Here is a 21,151-nt window from a genome sequence, read left to right on the forward strand (position 1 = left end):
TCGGACGCGACCGGTCGCGGCGGCCGGCGGCTACGCCGAGGCGAGCACCTTCGCGATGCGCTGCAGCGACACGCTCTCGCTGGGCCGCAGGTCCTGTGCGAACAGGCTGAGGCGGAACTCCTCGAGCATCCAGCGGGCACGCACGAGCGGGGGAGGCGCCCCCTCGGCCGGCGGGAACGCCCCGCCCGCCGCCTCGTACCGCTCCGTCGCCTGCTGCACCTCGGTCAGCCACGCCCGGTCGCGCGACGGCGCCTCGAGCAGCTTCGCCGTGCGGCGGGTGATGCCGACGAGGTAGACGGGCACGCGCTGCAGCTGCTGCAGGCCGGTGGCCGAGACGAAGCCCGGGTACACCAGCCGGTCGCGCTGCTGCCGCATGTCGGTGAGCGCCGTGAGCAGCGACATGTTCGTCGCCGCCTTCATCGCCTTGTCCGCATCGCGGGCGGCAGTCAACGTGCGGGCCACGAGCGACACCGTCTGGAACATCTGGTCCATCACGGCGCCCGACACCCGGTCGCGCACGGTGAGGAACTCCTTCTTCGTGTACAGCTGCCCGTCGGGCTTCACCCGGTGCAGCACGTCGTCGACGACCGCGACGAGGCAGTCCGCGAAGAGGGCGGACGTGTTCTGGTACGGGCTCGTCGCGAGGATCAGCTTCTCGGGCGCGGTGAGGTGCTGCTGCACGTAGGCGACCGGGCTCGGCACGGCGAGCATGAGGAGGCGGCGCACCCCCCGGGGCGTCTCGCGCGCCTGGTCGGCAGGCGTCGCCATGAGGCGGATCGCCACGGAGGCGCCCTCGTCGACCAGCGCCGGGTACGCCCGGATCACGGTGTCGCCGTGCCGCGTGTCGACGACGGTCGGCAGCTCGTCGAAGTCCCACGAGGTGAGGCCGCCGCGCTCGATGGCGTTCGCGGGGGCGGCGGTCGCGGCGTCGGGGCGACCGCCCTCGGGGCCGCCGCGTCCTCGTCGTCCGCGACCCGCGCCTCCTGCGCCCTGCCCCTGGGTGACCCGCGCGACGCTCTCGCGCATGTCGTCGCTGAGCCGGTGCTGCAGCTCGTCGAGCGACTTGCCCGCGCCGACCGTGCGGCCGCGCTCGTCGACGACCGCCCACGTCACGCGCAGGTGCGCGGGCACGCGCTCCAGGTCGAAGTCGGCGGCGTCGACGGGCGTGTACGTCAGCTTCTTGATCACGGAGGCGAGGGTCGCGGTGAACGACTCGGCGACGTCGTGCGGCGGCTCGGCCGGCAGCTCGGCGGTGATCTTCGACGCCCAGTCGGCGGCGGGCACGACGTTCTTGCGGATCTGCTTCGGCAGCGACTTGATCAGCGACGTCACGAGCTCGTCGCGGAGGCCCGGCACCTGCCAGTCGAACCCGGCCGGCCGGAGGCGCGCCAGCAGCGGCAGGGGCACGACCACCGTCACGCCGTCGTCGTCGGCTCCCGGCTCGAACTTGTAGCGCAGGGTGAGCGTCTGGTCGCCCTGCCGCCACGTGCTCGGGAACCCGGCCTCGTCGACGTCGGGCTCATCGTCGCCGAGCAGGTCGGCGGCGGTCATCGTCAGGAGGTCGGGGGTCTCCTGCTTCGCCTTGCGCCACCAGCCCTCGAAGTCGCGGGTGCTCGTGACCTCGGCCGGCACGCGGCGCTGGAAGAACTCGAACGCGGCGTCGCCGTCGACGAGGATGTCGCGGCGACGGGTGCGCTCCTCCACCTCGGTGAGCTCGCGGATCAGCTGCTGGTTGGCCTTCTCGAACGACTGCCGGCTCTCCCAGTCGCCCTCGACGAGGGCGTGCCGGATGAAGAGCTCGCGGGCGTAGCCGGGGTCGATCCGCGAGAACTGGATGCGCCTCCGCGGCACGATCGGGACGCCGTAGAGCGTCACGCGCTCGTAGGCGACCACGGAGCCCTGCTTCTTCTCCCAGTGCGGCTCGCCGTAGCTGCGCTTCACGAGGTCGGGGGCGAGCGGCTCGGCCCAGGCCGGGTCGATGGCGCCGTTGACGCGCGCGAAGAGGCGGCTCGTCTCGACGAGCTCGGCGCTCATGATCGCGGCGGGCTGCTTCTTGGCGAGCGAGCTGCCGGGGAACACGAGGAACCGCGTCTGGCGGGCGCCGACGTAGTCCTTCTTCTGCGGGTCGAGCAGCCCGATCTGGCTGAGCAGGCCGGCGAGCAGGCTGCGGTGCACCCCGTCGGGGTTCGTGCTGCGCTCGCCGACGTGCAGCCCGAGGGGCTTCGCCGCCCGCAGCAGCTGCCGGTAGACGTCCTGCCACTCGCGCACGCGCAGGTAGTTGAGGTACTCCTCACGGCAGAGGCGCTTGAACGCGTTGCCGGTGAGCTCCTCCTTCTTGTCCTCCAGGTGGTTCCAGAGGTTGAGGAGCGTCATGAAGTCGCCCTGCGGGTCCTTGAAGCGCGCGTGCGCCTCGTCGGCCTGGGCGCGCCGCTCGAGGGGGCGCTCGCGCGGATCTTGGATGCTGAGCGCCGCGACGATCGCGAGCACCTCGCGGGTGGTGCCGTGCACCTTCGACTCGACGGCCATACGGGCCAGGCGGGGGTCGATCGGCAGGCGCGTCAGCTGTTTGCCGACGCGGGTGATCTGGCCGCCCTGGGTGACGGCGCCGAGCTCGCGAAGCAGGTCGAGGCCGTCCTTGATGCCGCGGCCGTCGGGCGGCTGGAGGAACGGGAACGCCGCGATGTCGCCGAGGCCCAGCGAGATCATCTGCAGGATGACGGCGGCGAGGTTCGTGCGGAGGATCTCGGGCTCGGTGAACTCGTCGCGCTTCTCGAAGTCGGTCTCGCTGTAGAGCCGGATCGCGATGCCGTCGCTCGTGCGGCCCGAGCGGCCGGAGCGCTGGTTCGCGCTCGCCTGCGAGATCGCCTCGATGGGCAGGCGCTGCACCTTGGCGCGGGTCGAGTAGCGGCTGATCCGTGCCGTGCCGGCGTCGATCACGTACTTGATGCCGGGCACGGTCAGGCTCGTCTCGGCGACGTTCGTCGCGAGGACGATGCGGCGCCTGGTCCCTGCCGTGCTGCTGGGCTGGAAGACGCGGTGCTGGTCGGCCGCGCTCAGGCGGCCGTAGAGCGGCAGCACCTCGGTCTGCGGCAGGTTCCGGGCCCGGATCGCGTCCTCGGCGTCGCGGATCTCGTTCTCGCCGCTGAGGAACACGAGCACGTCGCCCGAGCTCTCCCGGGCCAGCTCGTCGAGGGCCTCGTTGATGCCCTGCAGGTAGTCCTTGTCGTCGGTGCGCTGCCTCGGGTCGCCGGCCCGCGCCTCCTTGGCTCGCCGGGCGGCGGCGCCGGGGCGGCCGGGCTCGCCGCGGCGGCGCCCGTCGTCACGTCGGGAGTCGTCGCGTCGTGCGTTCGGCCGCGAGAGCGCGGGTGCCTCGTCGAGCTCGTCCAGGTCGTCGACGTCGCGGTCGTCGTCGGCCGTGGTGTCGTCGGCGACGAGGGGCCGGTAGCGGATCTCGACCGGGTAGGTGCGGCCCGAGACCTCGACGATGGGGGCGCCGTCGAAGTGCTGCGAGAACGACTCGGGGTCGATGGTGGCGCTCGTGATGATCAGCTTGAGGTCGGGCCGGCGCGGCAGCAGCTGCTTGAGGTAGCCGAGCAGGAAGTCGATGGTGAGGCTGCGCTCGTGCGCCTCGTCGATGATGATCGTGTCGTACCGCTTCAGCTCGCGGTCGAAGTGGATCTCGTTCAGCAGGATGCCGTCGGTCATCAGCTTGATCTGCGTGTCGGCGCCGACCTTGTCGGTGAACCGCACCTGGTAGCCGACGAGCCCGCCGACCTCCTCGCCGAGCTCCTCCGCGATGCGCTCGCTGATCGTCCGTGCGGCGATGCGGCGCGGCTGGGTGTGCCCGATGCTCGTGCGGCCGAGCTCGAGGCAGATCTTCGGCAGCTGCGTCGTCTTGCCCGAGCCCGTGGAGCCCGCGACGATGACGACCTGGTTGTCGCGGATCGCGGCGGCGATGTCGTCGCGTCTCTGGCTGACCGGCAGCTCGGGGGGATAGGTGATGGTGGGCGACATGAGCCCTCCATCGTAAGCCGCACCGGCGGGGGAGCGCTCCCCGCAGTGGTCCCTCCCCAGGGGCGCCGGTGCCCACGGCCGTCCCCGTCCCCGGGCGGGACGAGGAGGCGCGGGTCGGCAGGCAGGGCAACCTCGCTCCCATGCCCCCCACGAACCGTCTGCTCGCGGCCTCGCCCTCCGCCGCCTCCTCGTCCGCCGCCTCCCTCGGCCAGGCCTCCCCGCTCGCCGTCATGACCGACCCGCTCTGCGTCTGCGTGCTCGACGTGCTCGAGCACGGCGCGCGGGCGGCCTCGCAGCTCGTCGCCGAGGCGTCGCGACGGCTCGGGCCCTCGGCGGGCGGCCCCGCGTTCGTCGCCTCTCGCGTCGCGCTGTTGGTCGCGTCGGGCTTCGTGGAGGCCAGCGAGCCGCCGCCCGGCTCGGCCGCCGGGGCCGAGACCGACCTGTCCGTCGCCGAGCGGCGGTCGTGCGAGCTGCTCGACGCCCTGGCGGAGGCGGTGGCCGAGGTCCGCGAGGCCGGGGACGTGCAGCAGGAACAGGACCTCGTCGATGCTCTCGAGACCGCGTGGGCCGCCCGCGACGGCCGACGTTCGGGCCTCCGGGGCGTCGACGAGTTCGGCGCGTCCGAGGCAGGACGCCGCCACGCGCGTCGAGTCGCCGAGGGGACGCTCGGCCAGCCGGGCTCGCCCTTCGCCGCCGGGTGAGGCCGGGCGCGCTCGTCGTCGGCGTGCAGCCGCGTCGGGGCCTGTCGCAGGCCGAGAGCTGAGTCCTCCTCGCGGTGTCCGGGCCGATGTCCGCGGTCGGGACGATGATGAGCCGGTGTCAGCCGTTCACCCGACGCTCCCGTCACCGTCGTCGCAGCCGTCCCCCCTGCCTCCCGTGGCGCCGCCGTCCCTCGGCGCGTGGGGGCTCGACGTCGTCGACGAGCTGCTGATCATCGGCGGGCTCGACCCGGACGCCGCCGTCTGGCAGGTCCGCGACCGCTCCGGCGACGACTGGGCCGTGAAGGCGACACGGCGCGACTGCCGGTTCGGCCTCGCGCTCGCCGCCGCCCTCGGCCCCGACTCCGGCGTCGTCGCCCCGCTGCCCACCCGGACGGGCGACCACTGGTCCGAGCACGACGGGGTGCTCGTCTCGGTCTCTCCCTGGGTCCTCGGCGACGACGCCGCGGAGGACGGCCGGGGCCTCGACCTCGACCAGTGGGCCGAGCTGGGCGCCGTCGTCCGTCGGGTGCACGACCAGCCGCCTCCCTCGTCCGTCGCCCCGCTGCGGCACGGCGTCAAGCGGACCGGCCGTCGGGCTCGCGTGCGCCTGCGCGACCTCGACGCCCGCTTCGTCGGCGCGGGCCAGGCCCCCGGCGTCGACCCCGAGCTGGCCGAGCTGTGGCACGTCCACCGCGACCGGCTGCGTCGTCTCGAGACCACGGCGCTGCAGCTGAAGGAGGCGCGGGGCGCGACCGCACGGGTGTCCTGCCACGGCGACCCGCACCTCGGCAACGTCGTGGTCGACCCCGCCGGCCGCCCCTGGCTCATCGACCTCGACGAGGCCACCGTCGCTCCGCGCGAGGTCGACCTCGTGCTCGTCGAGCTCGGCGTGCTGCCCGGGCTGCCCGTCGAGCCAGGTCACCGCTCGGCTTTCCGCCGGGGCTACGGCGACGACGTGCGGCTCGACGACGACCGCGTCACGCGATTCGGCTGCGTCCGCGCCCTGGAGGACGTCACGGCGGTCTTCGCGGCGCTGGAGGGAGCACACTCTCCGCAGCACTCCGGCGACCTGGTCGGGGTACGCGCTGGTCTGGACGCCCTGCTCGGCCCGAGCGGGCTCGTGTCGCTGGTCGAGGAACGCCTGTCCCGCTCGTCGCCCCCGACCGGCCGGCCGAGACGCGACACCTGACTCACGGCACCGACCACCGCAGCACCGATCACCGCAGCACCGATCTCGACAGCACCGACGCCAGGAGAAACGACATGACGACCCGACGCACCACCCGACGCACGACCGCCGCGGCCGCGGCCACCCTCGCCCTCGCCGCCGGGCTCTCCGGCTGCAGCGGCTTCACGGGCGGCGGCGACGACGACGCCGACGGCGCCCTGACCTTCACGACCTGGGCCAGCGAGTCCGAGCAGGACAGCTTCGAGAAGCTGGTGGCCCAGTTCGAGAGCGAGCACGACGGCGCGACCGTCGACCTCAACGTCGTGCCCTACGACCAGATGTTCTCCAACATCGACGCGCAGCTGTCGACGGGCGACGCTCCCGACGTGTTCCGCGTCGACTACGGCAACCTCGGCGTCTACTCGAGCCAGGGCCAGCTGCTCGACCTCACTGGCCAGATCGACGACGAGGACTCGTTCCAGCCCGCGATGCTCGAGGCCGTCTCGTACGACGGCGCGCCCTACGGCGTCCCGCACCAGACCGACGTCTCCGCGCTGCTCGTCAACACCGAGCTGCTCGCCGCAGCCGGCATCACCGACCTGCCGACGAGCCAGGCGGACGCCTGGACGTGGGACGAGTTCGGCGAGGTGGCGACGAAGCTCCGCGCGACCCTCCCCGCCGACCAGTACCCGTTCGGGGTCAACTGGCAGCAGGGCGGCACGCCGCGCTGGCTCAGCTGGTTGTTCCAGGCCGGTGGCGCCCTGCTCGCCGACGACGGGACGACGAGCGAGATCGACTCGCCCGAGGCGGCAGAGGCTCTCGGCTTCACCCAGTCGTTCTTCGAGCAGGGGTGGGTGGCGCCGAGCAGCAGCGTGAAGTCGACGACGTACGCCGACACGGAGTTCAGCGAGCAGACGACGGCGATGGCGTTCGTGGGCTCGTTCCTCGTGCCCGAGCTGGCCTCGACCGACTTCGACTGGACGGCCGTGCCGATGCCGGTCGACGAGCGCGGGGCGACCGACCTCGGCGGCAACGCCCTCGTCGCGACGGCCGACACCGACCAGGGCGAGCTCGCCACGGAGTTCCTGAACTTCATGGCCTCCGCCGACGCGATGACCGAGTTCTGCGCCGCGACCAACGAGCTGCCCACCCGGACGGACATCGACGCCTCGTCCATCGACTTCGCCGTGCGGCCCGACGTGATGCCGGTCTTCGTCGACCAGGCCACGACGATCGAGCCGAGCGACGTCAAGCAGCTGACCTCGCCGTACCTGGCCGAGATCACCGTCGCCACGCAGGACCAGCTCGAGGCGGCGTTCACCCAGGGGCAGTCGGTCGACGACACCCTGAGCGCCCTGGACGAGGCCGTCGGCCAGGCTACCGACTGATGACGGTGCTGCCGGGTGCGCGCCGTCCCGGACGACGCGCCGCCCGCCTCCGGGAGAACCTGGTCGGCTGGGCCTTCATCGGGCCCAACCTGGTGCTGTTGTCGGTGTTCCTGCTCGTGCCCATCCTCTGGGCCGTGCAGCTGTCGTTCCAGGAGACCCGCGGCTTCGGCGACCCCGAGTGGGTGGGCGGGGCGAACTACGCCCGCATGGTCGCGGACCCCGTCTTCTGGCAGACGCTCGGCAACACGGTGCTCTTCACCGTGGTCACCGTGCCGGTCGAGATGGCGTTGGGACTGGGGCTGGCGGTCCTGCTCGACGGCGTACTGCCCGGGCGACGCACCTGGCGGACGATGCTCGTGCTGCCGATGGTCGTCTCGGGTGTCGCCAGCGCCATGATCGCCGTCATCCTGTTCACCGAGGCGAACGGCCTCGTCAACAAGGTGCTGCGCGCCCTCGGACTCGGGTCGGTGCCGTGGCAGTCGGACGGCGCGTTCGCGATGGTCTCGGTCATCGTCACGATGATCTGGCTTCGCGTCGGCCTCAACATGATCATCTACCTCGCGGGCCTCCAGTCCGTCTCGCCCGAGCTCTACGAGGCCGCGGAGCTCGACGGCGCCGGTGCTTGGCAGCGGTTCCGCTCGATCACCGTGCCGCTCGTCGGGCCGTCGACGTTCTTCCTGCTGGTGCTCAACGTGATCGCGTCGTTCCAGGTCTTCGACCTCGTCTTCGTGCTCACGGGCGGCGGCCCCGGCTACTCCACGTCGGTGCTCGGCACCTACGCCTACCGCAACGGCTTCCAGATCCGCGAGCAGGGCTACGGCGCCGCGCTCGGCGTCGTGATCCTCGTCGTGACGCTGGCCTTCACGGTCGTGCAGTGGCGCACCAACCGCACCCGCGACCTCACGGAATGACGAGGACCCGATCGTGACCACGCCCCAGTCCCTCGCCGACGCCCCCGCGGCCGGCGCACCCCGCAGCACCGTCCGCGGCGCCGATCGCGTCGCCGGCGTCCGTGCCCCACGCAGGCGACCACGTCGCCGCGGCGGCTTCGTCGCCCTCCGCACCGTCGTCGCCGTCGTGGCGTCCGTCGTCGTCGCGTTCCCGCTGGTGTGGATGCTCGTCGTGGCGTTCTCGCCGCGGGGCGAGGTCTTCGGACGCGGCCTCCGCCTCCTGCCCAGCGCCCTGACCCTCGAGAACTTCGACCGCGTGCTCGAGCGGTACCCCGTGGGTGCGTGGTTCGGCAACTCGATCGTCATCGGGGTCTTCGTCACCGTGCTGACGGTCGTCGTGAGCCTGCTCGCCGGGTACGCCTTCGCGCAGCTCCGCTTCGTCGGCCGCACGGCGGTGTTCCTCGTGTTCCTGGCGACCCTGATGATCCCGGTGCAGGCGATCATGGTGGCCCAGTTCCGGCTGGTGAACGGGCTCGAGATCTACGGCACCTACTGGGCGGTGATCCTCCCGTCGGCAGCCACGGCGTTCGGGGTGTTCCTCGCGCGACAGTTCATGCTCGGCATCCCGCAGGAGCTGATCGAGGCCGCCCGCCTCGACGGCGCCGGACCGATCAGGGTCTTCACCCTCATCGTCCTGCCGTTGAGCGGTCCGTTGGTCGCCGTGCTCGTGCTGCTCACCCTGCTGGGCAGCTGGAACGACTTCGCCTGGCCGTTGATCGCCCTCAAGGACCCTGACCTCTACACGCTGCCCGTCGGGCTGCTCTACCTGAAGGGCCAGACCAACCCGGACTACAACGGCATCATGGCGCTCGCCGTCATCTCGGTGCTGCCGATGGTGGCGCTCTTCCTGGCGTTCCAGCGGTTCTTCGTGCAGGGCTTCGTGCGCAGCGGGGTGCGGTAGCGGCGAGGTGCAGGGGCGGGCCGGGCTCCCGACCGGGGTCCCGGCCTGGCTCCCGGCGGTGCGCCGTATGATCCGACCAGGATCACCACTCGTCAACGGAGACGGAGCACACCCGGCATGACCTCGAAGACCACAGTCACGAACGAACCAGCCACCAGCCCTTCCACCCCCACCGGCCACGCGACGGCCTCGGTCGCTGCCATCCTCAGCGAGGCGGCCGCCCGGTACCCCGACGACGTCGCCGTCGTCGTCGGCCCGCAGCGCACCACCTACCGCGAGCTCTGGCAGCAGTCGCTCGCCTACGCCGGCGCCCTCCGGGCCCGCGGCGTGGGCGAGGGCGACCGCGTCGCGATGCTCGTCCCGAACGTCGCCGACTTCGCCCGCGTCTACTACGCGACCCTCGCGCTCGGTGCCGTGGTCGTGCCCGTGCACGCGTTGCTCAAGCGCCACGAGATCGAGTACGTGCTGGGCGACAGCGGGTCGTCGCTGCTCGTCTGCGCTGCCCCGCTCCTCGTCGAGGGCGCGGCCGGGGCCCAGCTGGCGGGAGTGGACGTCGTGACGGTGCTCGCGCCTCCGGCGACCGACGCCGGCACGGCCGTCGTGCCCCCGGCGCCCGACCGCCTCGAGTCGCTCGCCGCCGAGGCCGAGCCGCTGACGACCTACGTGCCGCGGCAGCCGTTCGACACGGCGACGATCCTCTACACGAGCGGCACCACCGGCCAGCCGAAGGGCGCCGAGGGCTCGCACTTCGCGCTGCTGCAGCAGGTCGACACGAACCTGATGAGCACTTTCGACATGCGCCGGGGCGACGTGCTGCTCGGCGCCCTGCCCCTGTTCCACACCTTCGGGCAGACCTGCACGATGAACACCGGGTTCCGGGCCGGCGCGACGATCGTCATGCTGCCGAAGTTCGACGGCGACGCGGCGCTCGCGGCCATGGTCGAGCACGGCTGCGAGGTGTTCATGGGCGTGCCGACGATGTACATGGCCCTGCTCGACGCCGCGACGCGGTCGGAAGCGCGACCGCCGTTCCGGTACGCGATCTCGGGCGGCGCCTCCCTGCCGCTCGCGGTCCTGGCGAAGTTCGAGCAGGTCTTCGGCGCCCCGGTGCACGAGGGCTACGGGCTGACCGAGACGTCGCCGGTGGCGACGTTCAACCACGTGGGACGGCCCCCGCGGCCCGGCACCATCGGCACCCCGATCTGGGGCGTCGACGTCGAGGTCGCCGACTCGTCCGTCGAGGACAGGATCGTCCTGCTGCCGCACGGCGAGATCGGCGAGATCGTCGTCCGCGGCCACAACCTGATGAACGGCTACCTCGACCGGCCCGAGGACACCGCGAAGGCGATCGTCGACGGCTGGTTCCGCACCGGCGACCTCGGCACCAAGGACGACGACGACTACCTCACCGTCGTCGACCGGACCAAGGACATGATCATCCGCAACGGCTACAACGTGTACCCGCGCCAGGTCGAGGAGGTGCTCGCCCAGCACCCCGACGTGACCATGGCCGCCGTCTTCGGCGTGCCGCACGAGACGCACGGGCAGGAGATCGAGGCGGCCGTCGTGCTGCGCGCGGGCGCGACCGTCGCGCCCGAGGAGCTGGTCGCCTTCGTCTCGGACGAGATCGCCGCGTACAAGTTCCCCCGCGTGGTGCACGTCGTCGACGCCCTGCCCCTCGGCCCGAGCGGCAAGGTGCTGAAGCGCGACCTCGTCGCGCGGTTCGGGGCGCAGGAGGCGGCCGTCACGCCGTCCTGACTGCTCGCGCCCCCGGCACGTCCCGTCCGAGGCCCTCGGCGGGGTCGGTACGATCGGCGTGTGATCGGCATCGTGCTCGCGGCACTGCTCTGGGGCACCACGGGCACGGCGGCGAGCCTGCTCCCGGCGTCGGTCAGTCCGCTCGCGACGGGTGCGGCGACGATGTGCGTCGGCGGCCTGCTCCTCGCGCTGACCGCACCGAAGCAGGCCGCGGCGGTGTTCCGAGGAGGCGGTGTCTCCTGGCGCTGGATCGTCCCGGGAGCGCTCGCGGTCGTCGCGTACCCGCTCGCGTTCTACTCGTCGATGTCGCTGGCCGGGGTCGCCGTCGGCAACGTGGTCTCGCTCGGGACGGCACCTCTCTTCGCGGCGCTGCTCGAGCGGCTGCTCGACCCGGCCGTGCGTCGGCGACGGCTCGACCGGCGCTGGGCGGCCTCGGCCGGCGCGGCCGTCGTCGGGGTCGCACTGCTCGCGGCGTTCGGGCACGACGAGCAGCCCCGCGACGTCGACTTCGGCTTCGTCGCCGGTCCCGGTCAGGCTGCGGCCGCCGGCCTGCAGCCGACGTCGACGTTCCTGGCTGGGGTCGCGCTCGGCCTGCTCGCCGGTCTCGCGTACGCGACCTACACGTACACGGCGGGCCGCCTCCTCGATCTCGGGCACAGCTCGCGCGGCTCGATGGCCGCGCAGTTCGGCGCCGGGGCCGTCGTCCTGCTGCCGGTGCTGCTGCTGACGGGCGCGCCGATCGTCGAGACGGGCAGCTCGGTCGGCGTGCACCTCTATCTCGCGCTCGGGCCGATGTTCGTCGCGTACCTGCTGTTCGGGGCGGGGCTCCGCACCGTGTCCAGCTCGCGGGCGACGACGGTCACGCTGCTCGAGCCCGTCGTCGCGACGCTGCTCGCGGTGCTCGTCGTGGGGGAGCGGCTGGCCCCGCCGGGGTGGCTCGGCCTCGCGCTCGTCCTCGCCGGCGTCGCGGCCGTCGTGACGTCACGGCCGACGCCGCCGGCGCCGCCGATGCCGCCGACGCCGCCGGAGCCCGATGCCCCTCGACGGTCGGTCGGCTCCGACGCCTAGGGTGGGTCGGGTGATGCTCATCGACGTGCACGTCCACCGTTCCGACGACCCGCTCGCGCGGCACGACGAGCTGGCCCACCGGCTGGCCTCGGTCGCGGTCGATCCCGTGGCGGTCGACGACGACGTGGCCGAGATGGTGGTCAACCGTGTCATCGACAACGCGGCCGTCGCCGTCGCGAGCCTCGGCCGGGCGCCCGTCGTCGCGGCCCGGGCGCAGGCCGCCGCGCGGCTGCAGCACCGCGCCCGGCACGCCGGGGCCGGACGGGGAGACAGCGGACACGGCGGCAGCGGACACGGCGACAGCCCCGCCGACACGGCCGACCGCCCGGAGAGCACCCTGCGTGCCGCGGGCCCGGCTGGCATCGCCAGCTCGGACGCCCGCAGCCCCCGTGCCGGCTCGACCGTCTTCGGCCTCGACCCCGAGCTGCGGGTGCAGCCCGAGTGGGCCGCCTGGGCGAACGGCGTGGCCGTCCGCGAGCTCGACTACCACGACACGTTCCTCGCCGCCGAGTACTCGCACCCCGGCGACAACATCCCGCCCGTGCTCGCCGTCGCGCAGCACGTCGGCGCCGACGGCGAGCAGCTGGTCCGCGGCATCGCGGCCGGCTACGAGCTGCAGATCGACCTCGCCCGCGCGATCAGCCTGCACGCGCACAAGATCGACCACGTGGCGCACCTCGGCCCGAGCGCGGCTGGCGGCATCGCGGCGCTGCTCGGCCTCGACGTCGAGCGCACCGCACAGGCGATCGCCCAGGCGCTGCACACGACCACGGCCACGCGGCAGTCGCGCAAGGGCCTCATCTCGACCTGGAAGGCCTACGCGCCCGCCTTCGCCGGCAAGCAGGCGATCGAGGCGATCGACCGGGCGCTGCGCGGCCAGACCAGCCCGAGCCCGATCTGGGAGGGGGAGGACGGCGTGGTCGCCCGCCTGCTCGACGGCCCCGACGCGCGCTACTCTGTGCCGCTGCCCGGCCCCGGCGAGGCGAAGCGGGCGATCCTCGACAGCTACACGAAGGAGCACAGCGCCGAGTACCAGGCCCAGGCCTGGATCGACCTCGCCCGCCGTCTCGGCCGCGAACGACCCGAGCTGCGCGACCCGGCCGCGGTGCGGAGCATCGTCCTGCACACCAGCCACCACACGCACGTGGTGATCGGCTCGGGCGCCGGCGACCCCCAGAAGTACGACCCGACCGCCAGCCGCGAGACGCTCGACCACTCGATCCCGTACATCGTCGCCGTCGCCCTGCAGGACGGCGAGTGGCACCACGAGCGCAGCTACGCGCCCGAGCGCGCGCAGCGCTCCGACACGGTCGAGCTCTGGAGGCGGATCACGACCGCCGAGGACGCCGAGTGGACCCGGCGCTACCACTCCGCCGACCCGGCCGAGAAGGCGTTCGGCGGGCGCATCGAGGTCGAGTTCACCGACGGCTCGCGTCTCGTCGACGAGATCGCCGTGGCCGACGCGCACCCGCTCGGTGCGCGGCCGTTCGCCCGCGAGGACTACGTGCGGAAGTTCCGCACGCTGGCCGAGGGGGTGCTGGCGCAGGAGGAGGTGGAGCGGTTCCTGGGGCTGGCGACGCGCCTCCGCACGCTCGAGCCGCACGAGCTCGCCGGGCTGACGCTCACGCCCCCGGCGGGCTCGCTCGACCAGGCCGACGCGGCCTCGCCCGACGGGCTGTTCTGATGCTGTACTCGACGACGACGCCGGCCGAGAAGCGGCGCCGGCTCCGCGAGGCGCTCGCCGGTGACCGGCTGGTGCGCCTGCCCGGCGCGTTCAACCCGCTCAGCGCGCGGCTGATCGAGCGGAAGGGCTTCGAGGGCGTCTACGTCTCGGGCGCGGTCGTCGCGGCCGACCTGGGGCTGCCCGACATCGGCCTCACGACGCTGACCGAGGTCGCGACCCGGGCCGGCCAGATCGCGCGGATGACCGACCTGCCGACGCTCGTCGACGCCGACACGGGCTTCGGCGAGCCGATGAACGTCGCCCGCACCGTGCAGACGATGGAGGACGCCGGGCTCGCCGGCCTGCACGTCGAGGACCAGGTGAACCCCAAGCGCTGCGGCCACCTCGACGGCAAGCAGGTCGTCGGCCTCGACACGGCCGTCAAGCGGGTCCGCGCCGCCGTCGAGGGCCGCCGCGACCCCGACTTCCTCGTGATGGCCCGCACCGACGTCCGCGCGGTCGAGGGCTTCGACGTCGCGGTCGACCGGGCGAAGGCGCTCGTGGACGCGGGCGCCGACGCGATCTTCCCGGAGGCGCTGACCGGCCTGGCCGAGTTCGAGGCCGTGGCCGAGGCGGTCGACGTGCCGGTCCTCGCGAACATGACCGAGTTCGGCAAGGGCGAGCTGCACACGACCGAGCAGCTGCGGAGCGCGGGGGTGCGGATGGTCATCTGGCCGGTGACGCTGCTGCGCCTCGCGATGGGCGAGGCCGGGCGCGGGCTCGACGAGCTCACCGCGACCGGCACCCAGGTGCGCCTCCTCGACCGCATGCAGCACCGCGCCGACCTCTACGACCTCGTCGACTACGAGGGCTACTCTGCCTTCGACGGCGGCGTTTTCGACTTCACGGTCGAGCGCTGAGCCGCAGCACGACCCGCACCACCTGCCGGCACCGCCGCCGGCGCACCTCGCCTCACCTCACGAAGGAGTGACCATGAGCGACACCCTCACCGCACCTCCCGCGCCCGAGCTGCACAAGGGGCTGGCCGGCGTCGTCGTCGACCGGACCGCGGTCTCGTCGGTCGACGCGGCCAGCAACTCCCTGCTCTACCGCGGCTACCCGGTGCAGCAGCTCGCCGCCTCGTGCGAGATCGAGGACGTCGCGTACCTCCTGCTGCACGGCGAGCTGCCGACGCCCGAGCAGCGGTCCGTGTTCGACGCCGAGCTGCGGGCGGCGCGTCCGCTCGCGCCGGGGCTGCAGCACGTCATCGACCTGATCCCCACGTCGGCGCACCCGATGGACGTCGTCCGCACGGCCATCAGCGCCCTCGGCGCCGCGGAGCCCGAGCCGAGCAGCGCCCCGGGCGAGCACGACCCCGCCGACACCCGGCGCCTCGCGACGCGGCTCTTCGGCGCCCTGCCCGCGGTCATCGCCTACGACCAGCGCAGGAGGCGCGACCTGCCTCCCGTGGCGCCCCGCGACGACCTGGGCTACAGCGCCGACTTCCTCCGGCAGGTGTTCGGGCGCGAGGCCGACGACCTCGACGTGCGGGCGTTCGACACGTCGATGGTGCTGTACGCCGAGCACTCGTTCAACGCGTCGACCTTCACGGCGCGGGTCGTCGCGTCGACGCTGAGCGACCTGCACTCGTCGATCGTGGCCGCGGTCGGCGCCCTCAAGGGCCCCCTGCACGGCGGCGCCAACGAGGCCGCGCTCGAGCTGCTCGTCCGGGTGGCCGACGACGGCGGTGCCGAGGGCGCCGCCGCCTGGCTCGACGGCGCATTCGCGCGTCGCGAGAAGATCATGGGCTTCGGGCACCGCGTCTACAAGAACGGCGACAGCCGCGTGCCGACCATGGAGGAGGCGCTGGCCGGCCTCGTCGACCGGGCCCGCGCCTCCGGCGACTCCCGGGTCGACCAGCTCGCCGCCGTCTACGACGCGCTGGCCGTGGACGTTCTCGAGCGCAAGGGGCTGAAACCGAACGTCGACTGGCCGTCGGGCTTCGCGTACCACCTGATGGGCTTCGACACGGCGGTGTTCACGCCGCTCTTCGTCGCGTCGCGGGTGCTCGGCTGGAGCGCCCACGTGATCGAGCAGCGCGAGGCGAACTCGCTGATCCGGCCGCTGTCGCACTACGACGGTCCGGCGCTGCGCGACGTGCCGTCGCGCGCGTAGCAGCACGCCGATAGCCGCACGCGGCCGCTGCCGCCGCACGCGGCCGCTGCCGCTACCGCCGCACGCTGCTGCTACCGCCGCACGCTGCTGCTACCGCCGCACGCTGCTGCTGCTGCGGCTGCGGCTGCTCCGGCGAACCGCGTTCCGAACCATGAACCGCGTTTTATCGCGGTTCATGGTTCGGAACACGGTTCATCGTGGAGGAAGACGGGCCCGCGCCGCACGGCCGGCACGCGCCTAGCGTGGAGGCATGACGAACCGACTCGCCGACGCCGTCAGCCCCTACCTGCGCTCGCACGCCGACAACCCCGTCGACTGGTGGCCGTGGGGCCCGGAGGCCTTCGCCGAGGCAGCCCGGCGCGACGTCCCCGTGCTCGTCTCGATCGGCTACTCGACCTGTCACTGGTGCCACGTCATGGCCCGTGAGAGCTTCAGCGCCCCCGAGCTCGCGGCGCACCTGAACGAGCGGTTCGTCGCGATCAAGGTCGACCGCGAGGAGCACCCCGACGTCGACTCCAGCTACCTGGCCGCCGCCTCGGCCTTCACCCCCCAGCTCGGCTGGCCGCTCACCGTCTTCACGACGCCTGCCGGCCAGGCGTTCTTCGCCGGCACGTACTTCCCGCCGCAGCCGGTCCAGGACCACCCGGCGTTCCGGCAGGTGCTCGACGCCGTCACCGAGGCGTGGACGAGCCGACGCGGCGAGGTGGACGCGACCGCCCGCGGAGTGGCGGCGGCGCTCGCGGCCCAGCCCACGCCTCCTGCGACCGGCTCGGTCGAGCTGCCCGCGGCCTCGGCACTGTCGCACGCGGCCGCCCGCGTCGCCGCCGCCGAGGACGTCGAGCACGGCGGCTTCGGAGGTGCGCCCAAGTTCCCCGTCGCGCCGGCCCAGCTGGCACTGCTCGGGCTCGGGGCCGGGGGAGACCGCGCCGCGCTCGCCCTCGCCTCCCGGACGCTGCGGCGCATGGCGTCGTCCCCGCTGCGCGACCCGGTCGAGGGCGGCTTCTTCCGCTACTCGACACGGCGCGACTGGGGTGACCCGCACTTCGAGCGGATGCTCTACGACAACGCGCTGCTGCTCACCGCGTACTCGCGGCTGGCCCTGCTCGAGCCGGACGAGCGCGCTGAGCCTGCGCGTCCCCGTTCGGGCGAGGGCGAAGGAGGCGGTGCCCCCGTCCCGGTGACCGGGCTCGCACCGCTCGAGGTCGCGGCGGGCATCGCGGGGTTCTTGCTCACGCGCCTCCGGACGCCGCGCGGCGCCTTCGGCTCGGCGCAGGACTCGGAGAGCACGATCGACGGACGTTGTGTGGAGGGCGGGTTCTACGCACTGGACGCCGCCGAGCGCGCTCGGCACGAGGCGCCGCCCGTCGACGACAAGGTGCTGACGGGCTGGAACGGCCTGGCGATCGCGGCGCTCGCCGAGGCCGGGGCTCGACACGACCGCCCGGACTGGGTGGCGGCCGCACGTGGGGCCGCGGACGTGCTGCTCGACGAGCACGTGACCTCCGACGGGCGGCTGCTGCGCGCCTCCTCGTCGACCGGGGTGTCGGAGGCGGTGGCCACGCTCGAGGACCACGGCATGTTCGCCGAGGGCCTGCTGCAGCTGACGCTGGCGACCGGGCTGCCCCGGTACGCCGTCGCCGCACGGTCGCTGATGGAGGCGTGCCTGACCGACGACGAGACGTCCGCGCCCTTCGCGGCGCCGGCGGGGCCGGATCCCGTGCTGCGGGCTCAGGGGACGGCGCTCTCCGCCGACCCGTCAGAGGGCGCCTACCCGTCAGGGGTCGCGGCGGCGGCCGCCGCCGCGCTCACGCTGCACCGGCTCACGGGAGACGCGCGGTGGCGTCGGGCCGCCGAGCGGGCCCTCGGCCCGGCCGCCGACGCGGCGCTCGACTCGCCCGTCGCGTACGGGGCGACGTTCTCGCTGCTCGCGGAGCTCGCCGCGCCGTCCACGCAGCTGCTCGTCGTCGAGCCGTCGGTGGTCACGCCGGCCGTCGCGGCCCAGGTCGAGGGTGAGCTCTCGGCTCTGTCTGCGTCTGCGCCCGTTGCTCCGGCCGTCCCTGCGGCCGTCGTCGACCTGGGAGCTCGAGCTCGTCGCACCCTGGGCCCCGGTGTCCTGGTGGGGGTCGTCGACGAGGACTCCGCCGTGGCGCTGGCGGACGCCGGGTTCGAGCTCTTCGCAGGTCGCACCGCCGTGCGGGGCCACGCGACCGCGTACCTCTGCCACGACTTCGTCTGCCGACTTCCCGTCACGGGCGTCGAGGAACTCGACCGCGCCCTCGCCGAGCAGGCCCGTTCGCAGGCCCTGGGCGGCTGATCTCGTCGAGGGCGGGTCGCCTGGCTCGAGGGCGGGTTCCGCGCGACCCGCCCTCGCCCCGGAAGACCCGCCCTCGACCGGCGGCGTCGGCGGCGGCGTCAGGGTCAGGCCGCGAGCGCCTCGAGCGGGGCGTCGTCGTCGCCCGTCCACTCGTCGAGCGAGCCGTCGTAGAGCGCGACGTCGTCGTGCCCCACGAGCACCAGCGCGAGGGCGTCGGCGCTGGCCGCGATGCCCTGGCCGCAGTAGACGACGACCTTCTCGGCCTCGAGCACCGGAGCGAACGCCGCCTCGAGCTGGTCGACCTCGGCGAAGTGCAGGGCGTCGTCGACGAGCTCGGTCGAGGGCACGTTAACGCTGCCGGGGATGTGGCCCAGCCGGGGACGCGCGCCCGCGACGCCGTCGAACTCGGCGCGGGGCGAGCCGCAGACGAGCGCCGCGCGCTCGTCGCCCCGGACCACGGCCTCGACGAAGGGCTTGTCGACCCACACCCCGGGACGCTCGTGCGCGACGAACACCGACGGCTCGGGCTCGACACCGCCGACGTCGACGGGGCGGCCCTCGGCGGCCCAGGCGGTGAAGCCGCCGTCGAGGACGGCCGCGTCGTCGTGGCCGGCCGCGCGCAGCAGCCACCAGAGCCGTGCAGCCCAGGGGCCGCCCGCCGAGTCGTACGCGACGACGGTGGTGCCGGTCGTGATGCCCAGCGCGCCGGCGGCCTCGGCGAAGCGCTCGACGTCGGGCCGGGTGAACGGGAGCGCCGCGCGGTCGTCGCTGAGGTCGCGGATCAGGTCGCCGAAGACGGCCCCGGGCACGTGCCCCTGCTCGAGGTAGTCGCCGCGGCCCGTCGTGAACCGCCCGGTCGCCGCCCCGTCGCGGTCGCGGACGGGCAGCACCGACACGTCGACCACGACCATGTCGTCGGCGCCGAGGTGGTCGGCCACCCACTGGCTGGAGACGAGCGGGGAGGTGATGACGGGGGACATGCGGGCCACCGTAGCGCCCGCCCCCGTCATCGAGCCTGCGACACGTTCACACCGCGTCATGAGCATCCGTCACGCGGCCGTGCGTCAGGCCGCGTCTGGCCAGGGTCGCTCCGGGCTCAGCGCCCTGATCGCCGCGACGAGATGACGCCGGTGTCGAAGCCCATCAGGTTGAGGCCTCCGTTGAACCGAGCGTGCTCGACCTTGATGCAGCGGTCCATGACTACGGTCAGGCCCTTCTCCTCGGCGTGGCGTGCCGCCTCCTCGTTCCAGATGCCGAGCTGGACCCAGATGGTGCGGGCCCCGCTCGCGAGCACGTCGTCGACGACCGACGGGATGTCGCTCGCCTTGCGGAACACGTCGACGATGTCGGGCACCTCGGGCAGCGAGGCCAGGTCGGGGTAGGCCTTCTCGCCGAGGATCACGTCGGCCCGCGGGTTCACGAAGTACACGCGCAGGTCGCTCGACTGCTGCAGGTAGGTGCCGACGAAATAGGAGGAGCGGGTCGAGTTCGGCGAGGCACCCACGATCGCGACGCTCTTCGCGGAACGGAGGATGGCCTGCCGCGCGCGGGCGTCCGGCCCGACCCAGGTGCGCTGCGACTTCAGCAGCTTGGCGAGAGGCGAGCTCGACGGCAGCTCGCAGGTGCGCCCGTTGGCCAGCTGGGTGGTGACCGTGTCGCTGGTGCTCACGTCACGCCTCCTTCGTCGCGGCGCGGAGCGCCTGGTCGAGGTCGTCGATGATGTCGGCGGCGTCCTCGATGCCGACGCTGATGCGGACCGAGCCCGGCAGCACTCCGGCGTCGACGAGCTGCTGCTCGCTGAGCTGGGCGTGCGTCGTCGAGCCCGGGTGGATGACGAGCGTCTTCGCGTCGCCGATGTTGGCCAGGTGGCTCGCGAGCTCGACCGACTCGATGAACGTCTTGCCTGCGGCGCGGCCGCCGGCCAGCTCGAAGGTGAAGACCGACCCGGGGCCCTCCGGCAGGTACTTCTGTGCGCGCTCGTGGTGCGGGTGGCCGGGCAGCCCGGCCCAGCGCACACGGTCGATCCGCGGGTCGGCGTCGAGCCACTCGGCGACCTCGCGCGCGTTCTCGACGTGCGCGCGCATCCGGAACGGCAGGGTCTCGACGCCCTGCGCGAGCAGGAACGCCGAGTGCGGCGCCAGCGCGGGCCCGATGTCGCGCAGCTGCTCGGCCCGCAGGCGGGTGAGGAACGCGTACTCGCCGAAGTTGCCCGACCAGTTGAGCCCGCCGTAGCTCGGCACGGGCTGGTCGAAGAGCGGGAAGCGCTCGCTGTCCCAGCCGAAGCGGCCCGACTCGACGACCACGCCGCCGAGGGTCGTGCCGTGCCCGCCGAGGAACTTCGTCGCCGAGTGGATCACGACGTCGGCGCCCCACTCGATCGGCCGGTTCAGGTACGGGGTCGCGATGGTCGAGTCGACGATCAAGGGGATGCCGGCGGCGTGCGCGACCTCGGCCAGGCCCTCGAGGTCGGCGATCTCGCCGGAGGGGTTCGCGACGGTCTCGACGAAGAGCAGCTTGGTCGCGGGGGTGATCGCCGCGGCGTAGTCGGCGGGATCGCTCGACTGCACGAAGGTCGTCTCGACGCCGAAGCGCCGCAGGGTCACGTCGAGCTGCGTGACCGACCCGCCGTAGAGGGCGGCGCTCGCGACGATGTGGTCGCCCGCGCCGGCCAGCGAGGCGAAGGTGATGAACTGCGCGCTCAGCCCGCTCGACGTCGCGACCGCGCCGAGGCCGCCCTCGAGGCTCGCCACGCGTTCCTCGAAGGAGGCGGTGGTCGGGTTGGCCAGGCGGCTGTAGATGTTCCCGTACTTGTGCAACGCGAACCGCGCCGCCGCGTCTTCCGTGTCGTCGAACACGAAGGCGCTCGACTGGTAGATCGGGAGCGCACGCGCCCCGGTCGCCGAGTCGGGGACGTTGCCCGCGTGGATCGCACGCGTGCGGAAGCCGTAGTCACGATCTGCCATGCGGGCCACGCTAGCCGCTGGGCGTCACAGGACGCCTCGGTGCGTAACGCAGCTACACAGAACGAGCCGCGCCTCCTCGGCGGGGAGG

15 protein-coding genes are annotated in these 21,151 nt (G+C 73.2%); 11 read left to right on the top strand and 4 right to left on the bottom strand.

Annotated features, from left to right (window positions below; genetic code table 11):
• Window positions 1-30 precede the first annotated feature (30 nt).
• Complete coding sequence (hrpA, locus tag EDF18_RS12010) at window positions 31-4,014, bottom strand: ATP-dependent RNA helicase HrpA (RefSeq protein ID WP_233569115.1); 3,984 nt, start codon at window positions 4,012-4,014, stop codon at window positions 31-33.
• Between the two features lie 140 nt (window positions 4,015-4,154).
• Here hrpA and EDF18_RS16365 point away from each other — a divergent pair, with 140 nt between their 5' ends.
• The 11 genes from EDF18_RS16365 (at window position 4,155) to EDF18_RS12060 (ending at window position 18,100) form a co-directional block, all read left to right on the top strand.
• Window positions 4,155-4,715, top strand: a complete 561-nt coding sequence (locus tag EDF18_RS16365; protein ID WP_158614670.1) for a hypothetical protein — start codon at window positions 4,155-4,157, stop codon at window positions 4,713-4,715.
• Between the two features lie 175 nt (window positions 4,716-4,890).
• On the top strand, window positions 4,891-5,904 hold the full coding sequence (locus EDF18_RS12015) for a phosphotransferase enzyme family protein (protein ID WP_158614671.1): 1,014 nt from the start codon (window positions 4,891-4,893) through the stop codon (window positions 5,902-5,904).
• Between the two features lie 74 nt (window positions 5,905-5,978).
• Entirely contained in the window at window positions 5,979-7,271 is a 1,293-nt protein-coding gene (locus EDF18_RS12020; RefSeq protein WP_123548008.1) for a sugar ABC transporter substrate-binding protein, read from the top strand.
• The gene (locus tag EDF18_RS12025; protein ID WP_123548009.1) at window positions 7,271-8,182 is read left to right on the top strand and encodes a carbohydrate ABC transporter permease; all 912 of its coding nucleotides are present in this window, start codon (window positions 7,271-7,273) and stop codon (window positions 8,180-8,182) included. The genes EDF18_RS12020 and EDF18_RS12025 overlap by 1 nt, the downstream gene beginning before the upstream one ends.
• A gap of 13 nt (window positions 8,183-8,195) precedes the next feature.
• Window positions 8,196-9,122: a carbohydrate ABC transporter permease gene (locus tag EDF18_RS12030; protein WP_233569116.1), complete on the top strand. Its 927-nt coding sequence runs from the start codon at window positions 8,196-8,198 to the stop codon at window positions 9,120-9,122.
• Between the two features lie 117 nt (window positions 9,123-9,239).
• Window positions 9,240-10,880 (top strand): long-chain fatty acid--CoA ligase, encoded by a 1,641-nt coding sequence (locus EDF18_RS12035; RefSeq protein WP_123548010.1) that lies wholly within the window; start codon window positions 9,240-9,242, stop codon window positions 10,878-10,880.
• A gap of 60 nt (window positions 10,881-10,940) precedes the next feature.
• Window positions 10,941-11,948 (top strand): DMT family transporter, encoded by a 1,008-nt coding sequence (locus EDF18_RS12040; RefSeq protein WP_233569117.1) that lies wholly within the window; start codon window positions 10,941-10,943, stop codon window positions 11,946-11,948.
• A 13-nt stretch (window positions 11,949-11,961) separates the two neighbouring features.
• A complete protein-coding gene (locus tag EDF18_RS12045; RefSeq protein ID WP_233569165.1) occupies window positions 11,962-13,632 on the top strand; it encodes an MmgE/PrpD family protein in 1,671 nt (556 codons plus the stop codon).
• Window positions 13,632-14,531, top strand: a complete 900-nt coding sequence (prpB, locus tag EDF18_RS12050; RefSeq protein ID WP_123548012.1) for a methylisocitrate lyase — start codon at window positions 13,632-13,634, stop codon at window positions 14,529-14,531. Before EDF18_RS12045 ends, prpB begins: the two co-directional genes overlap by 1 nt.
• 73 nt (window positions 14,532-14,604) lie before the next feature.
• Window positions 14,605-15,786: a bifunctional 2-methylcitrate synthase/citrate synthase gene (locus EDF18_RS12055; RefSeq protein ID WP_123548327.1), complete on the top strand. Its 1,182-nt coding sequence runs from the start codon at window positions 14,605-14,607 to the stop codon at window positions 15,784-15,786.
• Window positions 15,787-16,036: 250 nt separating this feature from the next.
• A complete protein-coding gene (locus EDF18_RS12060) occupies window positions 16,037-18,100 on the top strand; it encodes a thioredoxin domain-containing protein (RefSeq protein ID WP_123548013.1) in 2,064 nt (687 codons plus the stop codon).
• Window positions 18,101-18,204: 104 nt separating this feature from the next.
• On the opposite strand, the gene EDF18_RS12065 is transcribed toward EDF18_RS12060, so the two are convergent.
• The 3 genes from EDF18_RS12065 to EDF18_RS12075 form a co-directional block, all read right to left on the bottom strand.
• Window positions 18,205-19,080, bottom strand: coding sequence for a sulfurtransferase (locus tag EDF18_RS12065; protein ID WP_158614672.1), 876 nt, complete (start codon window positions 19,078-19,080; stop codon window positions 18,205-18,207).
• A 116-nt stretch (window positions 19,081-19,196) separates the two neighbouring features.
• Window positions 19,197-19,769 carry a CoA-binding protein gene (locus EDF18_RS12070; protein WP_123548015.1) on the bottom strand — a complete coding sequence of 191 codons (573 nt, stop codon included), beginning with the start codon at window positions 19,767-19,769 and terminating at the stop codon, window positions 19,197-19,199.
• A 1-nt stretch (window position 19,770) separates the two neighbouring features.
• On the bottom strand, window positions 19,771-21,063 hold the full coding sequence (locus EDF18_RS12075) for an O-acetylhomoserine aminocarboxypropyltransferase/cysteine synthase family protein (RefSeq protein WP_123548016.1): 1,293 nt from the start codon (window positions 21,061-21,063) through the stop codon (window positions 19,771-19,773).
• Window positions 21,064-21,151: the final 88 nt, after the last annotated feature.

This window comes from Frigoribacterium sp. PhB107 (assembly GCF_003751515.1).
GTDB lineage: Bacteria > Actinomycetota > Actinomycetes > Actinomycetales > Microbacteriaceae > Frigoribacterium.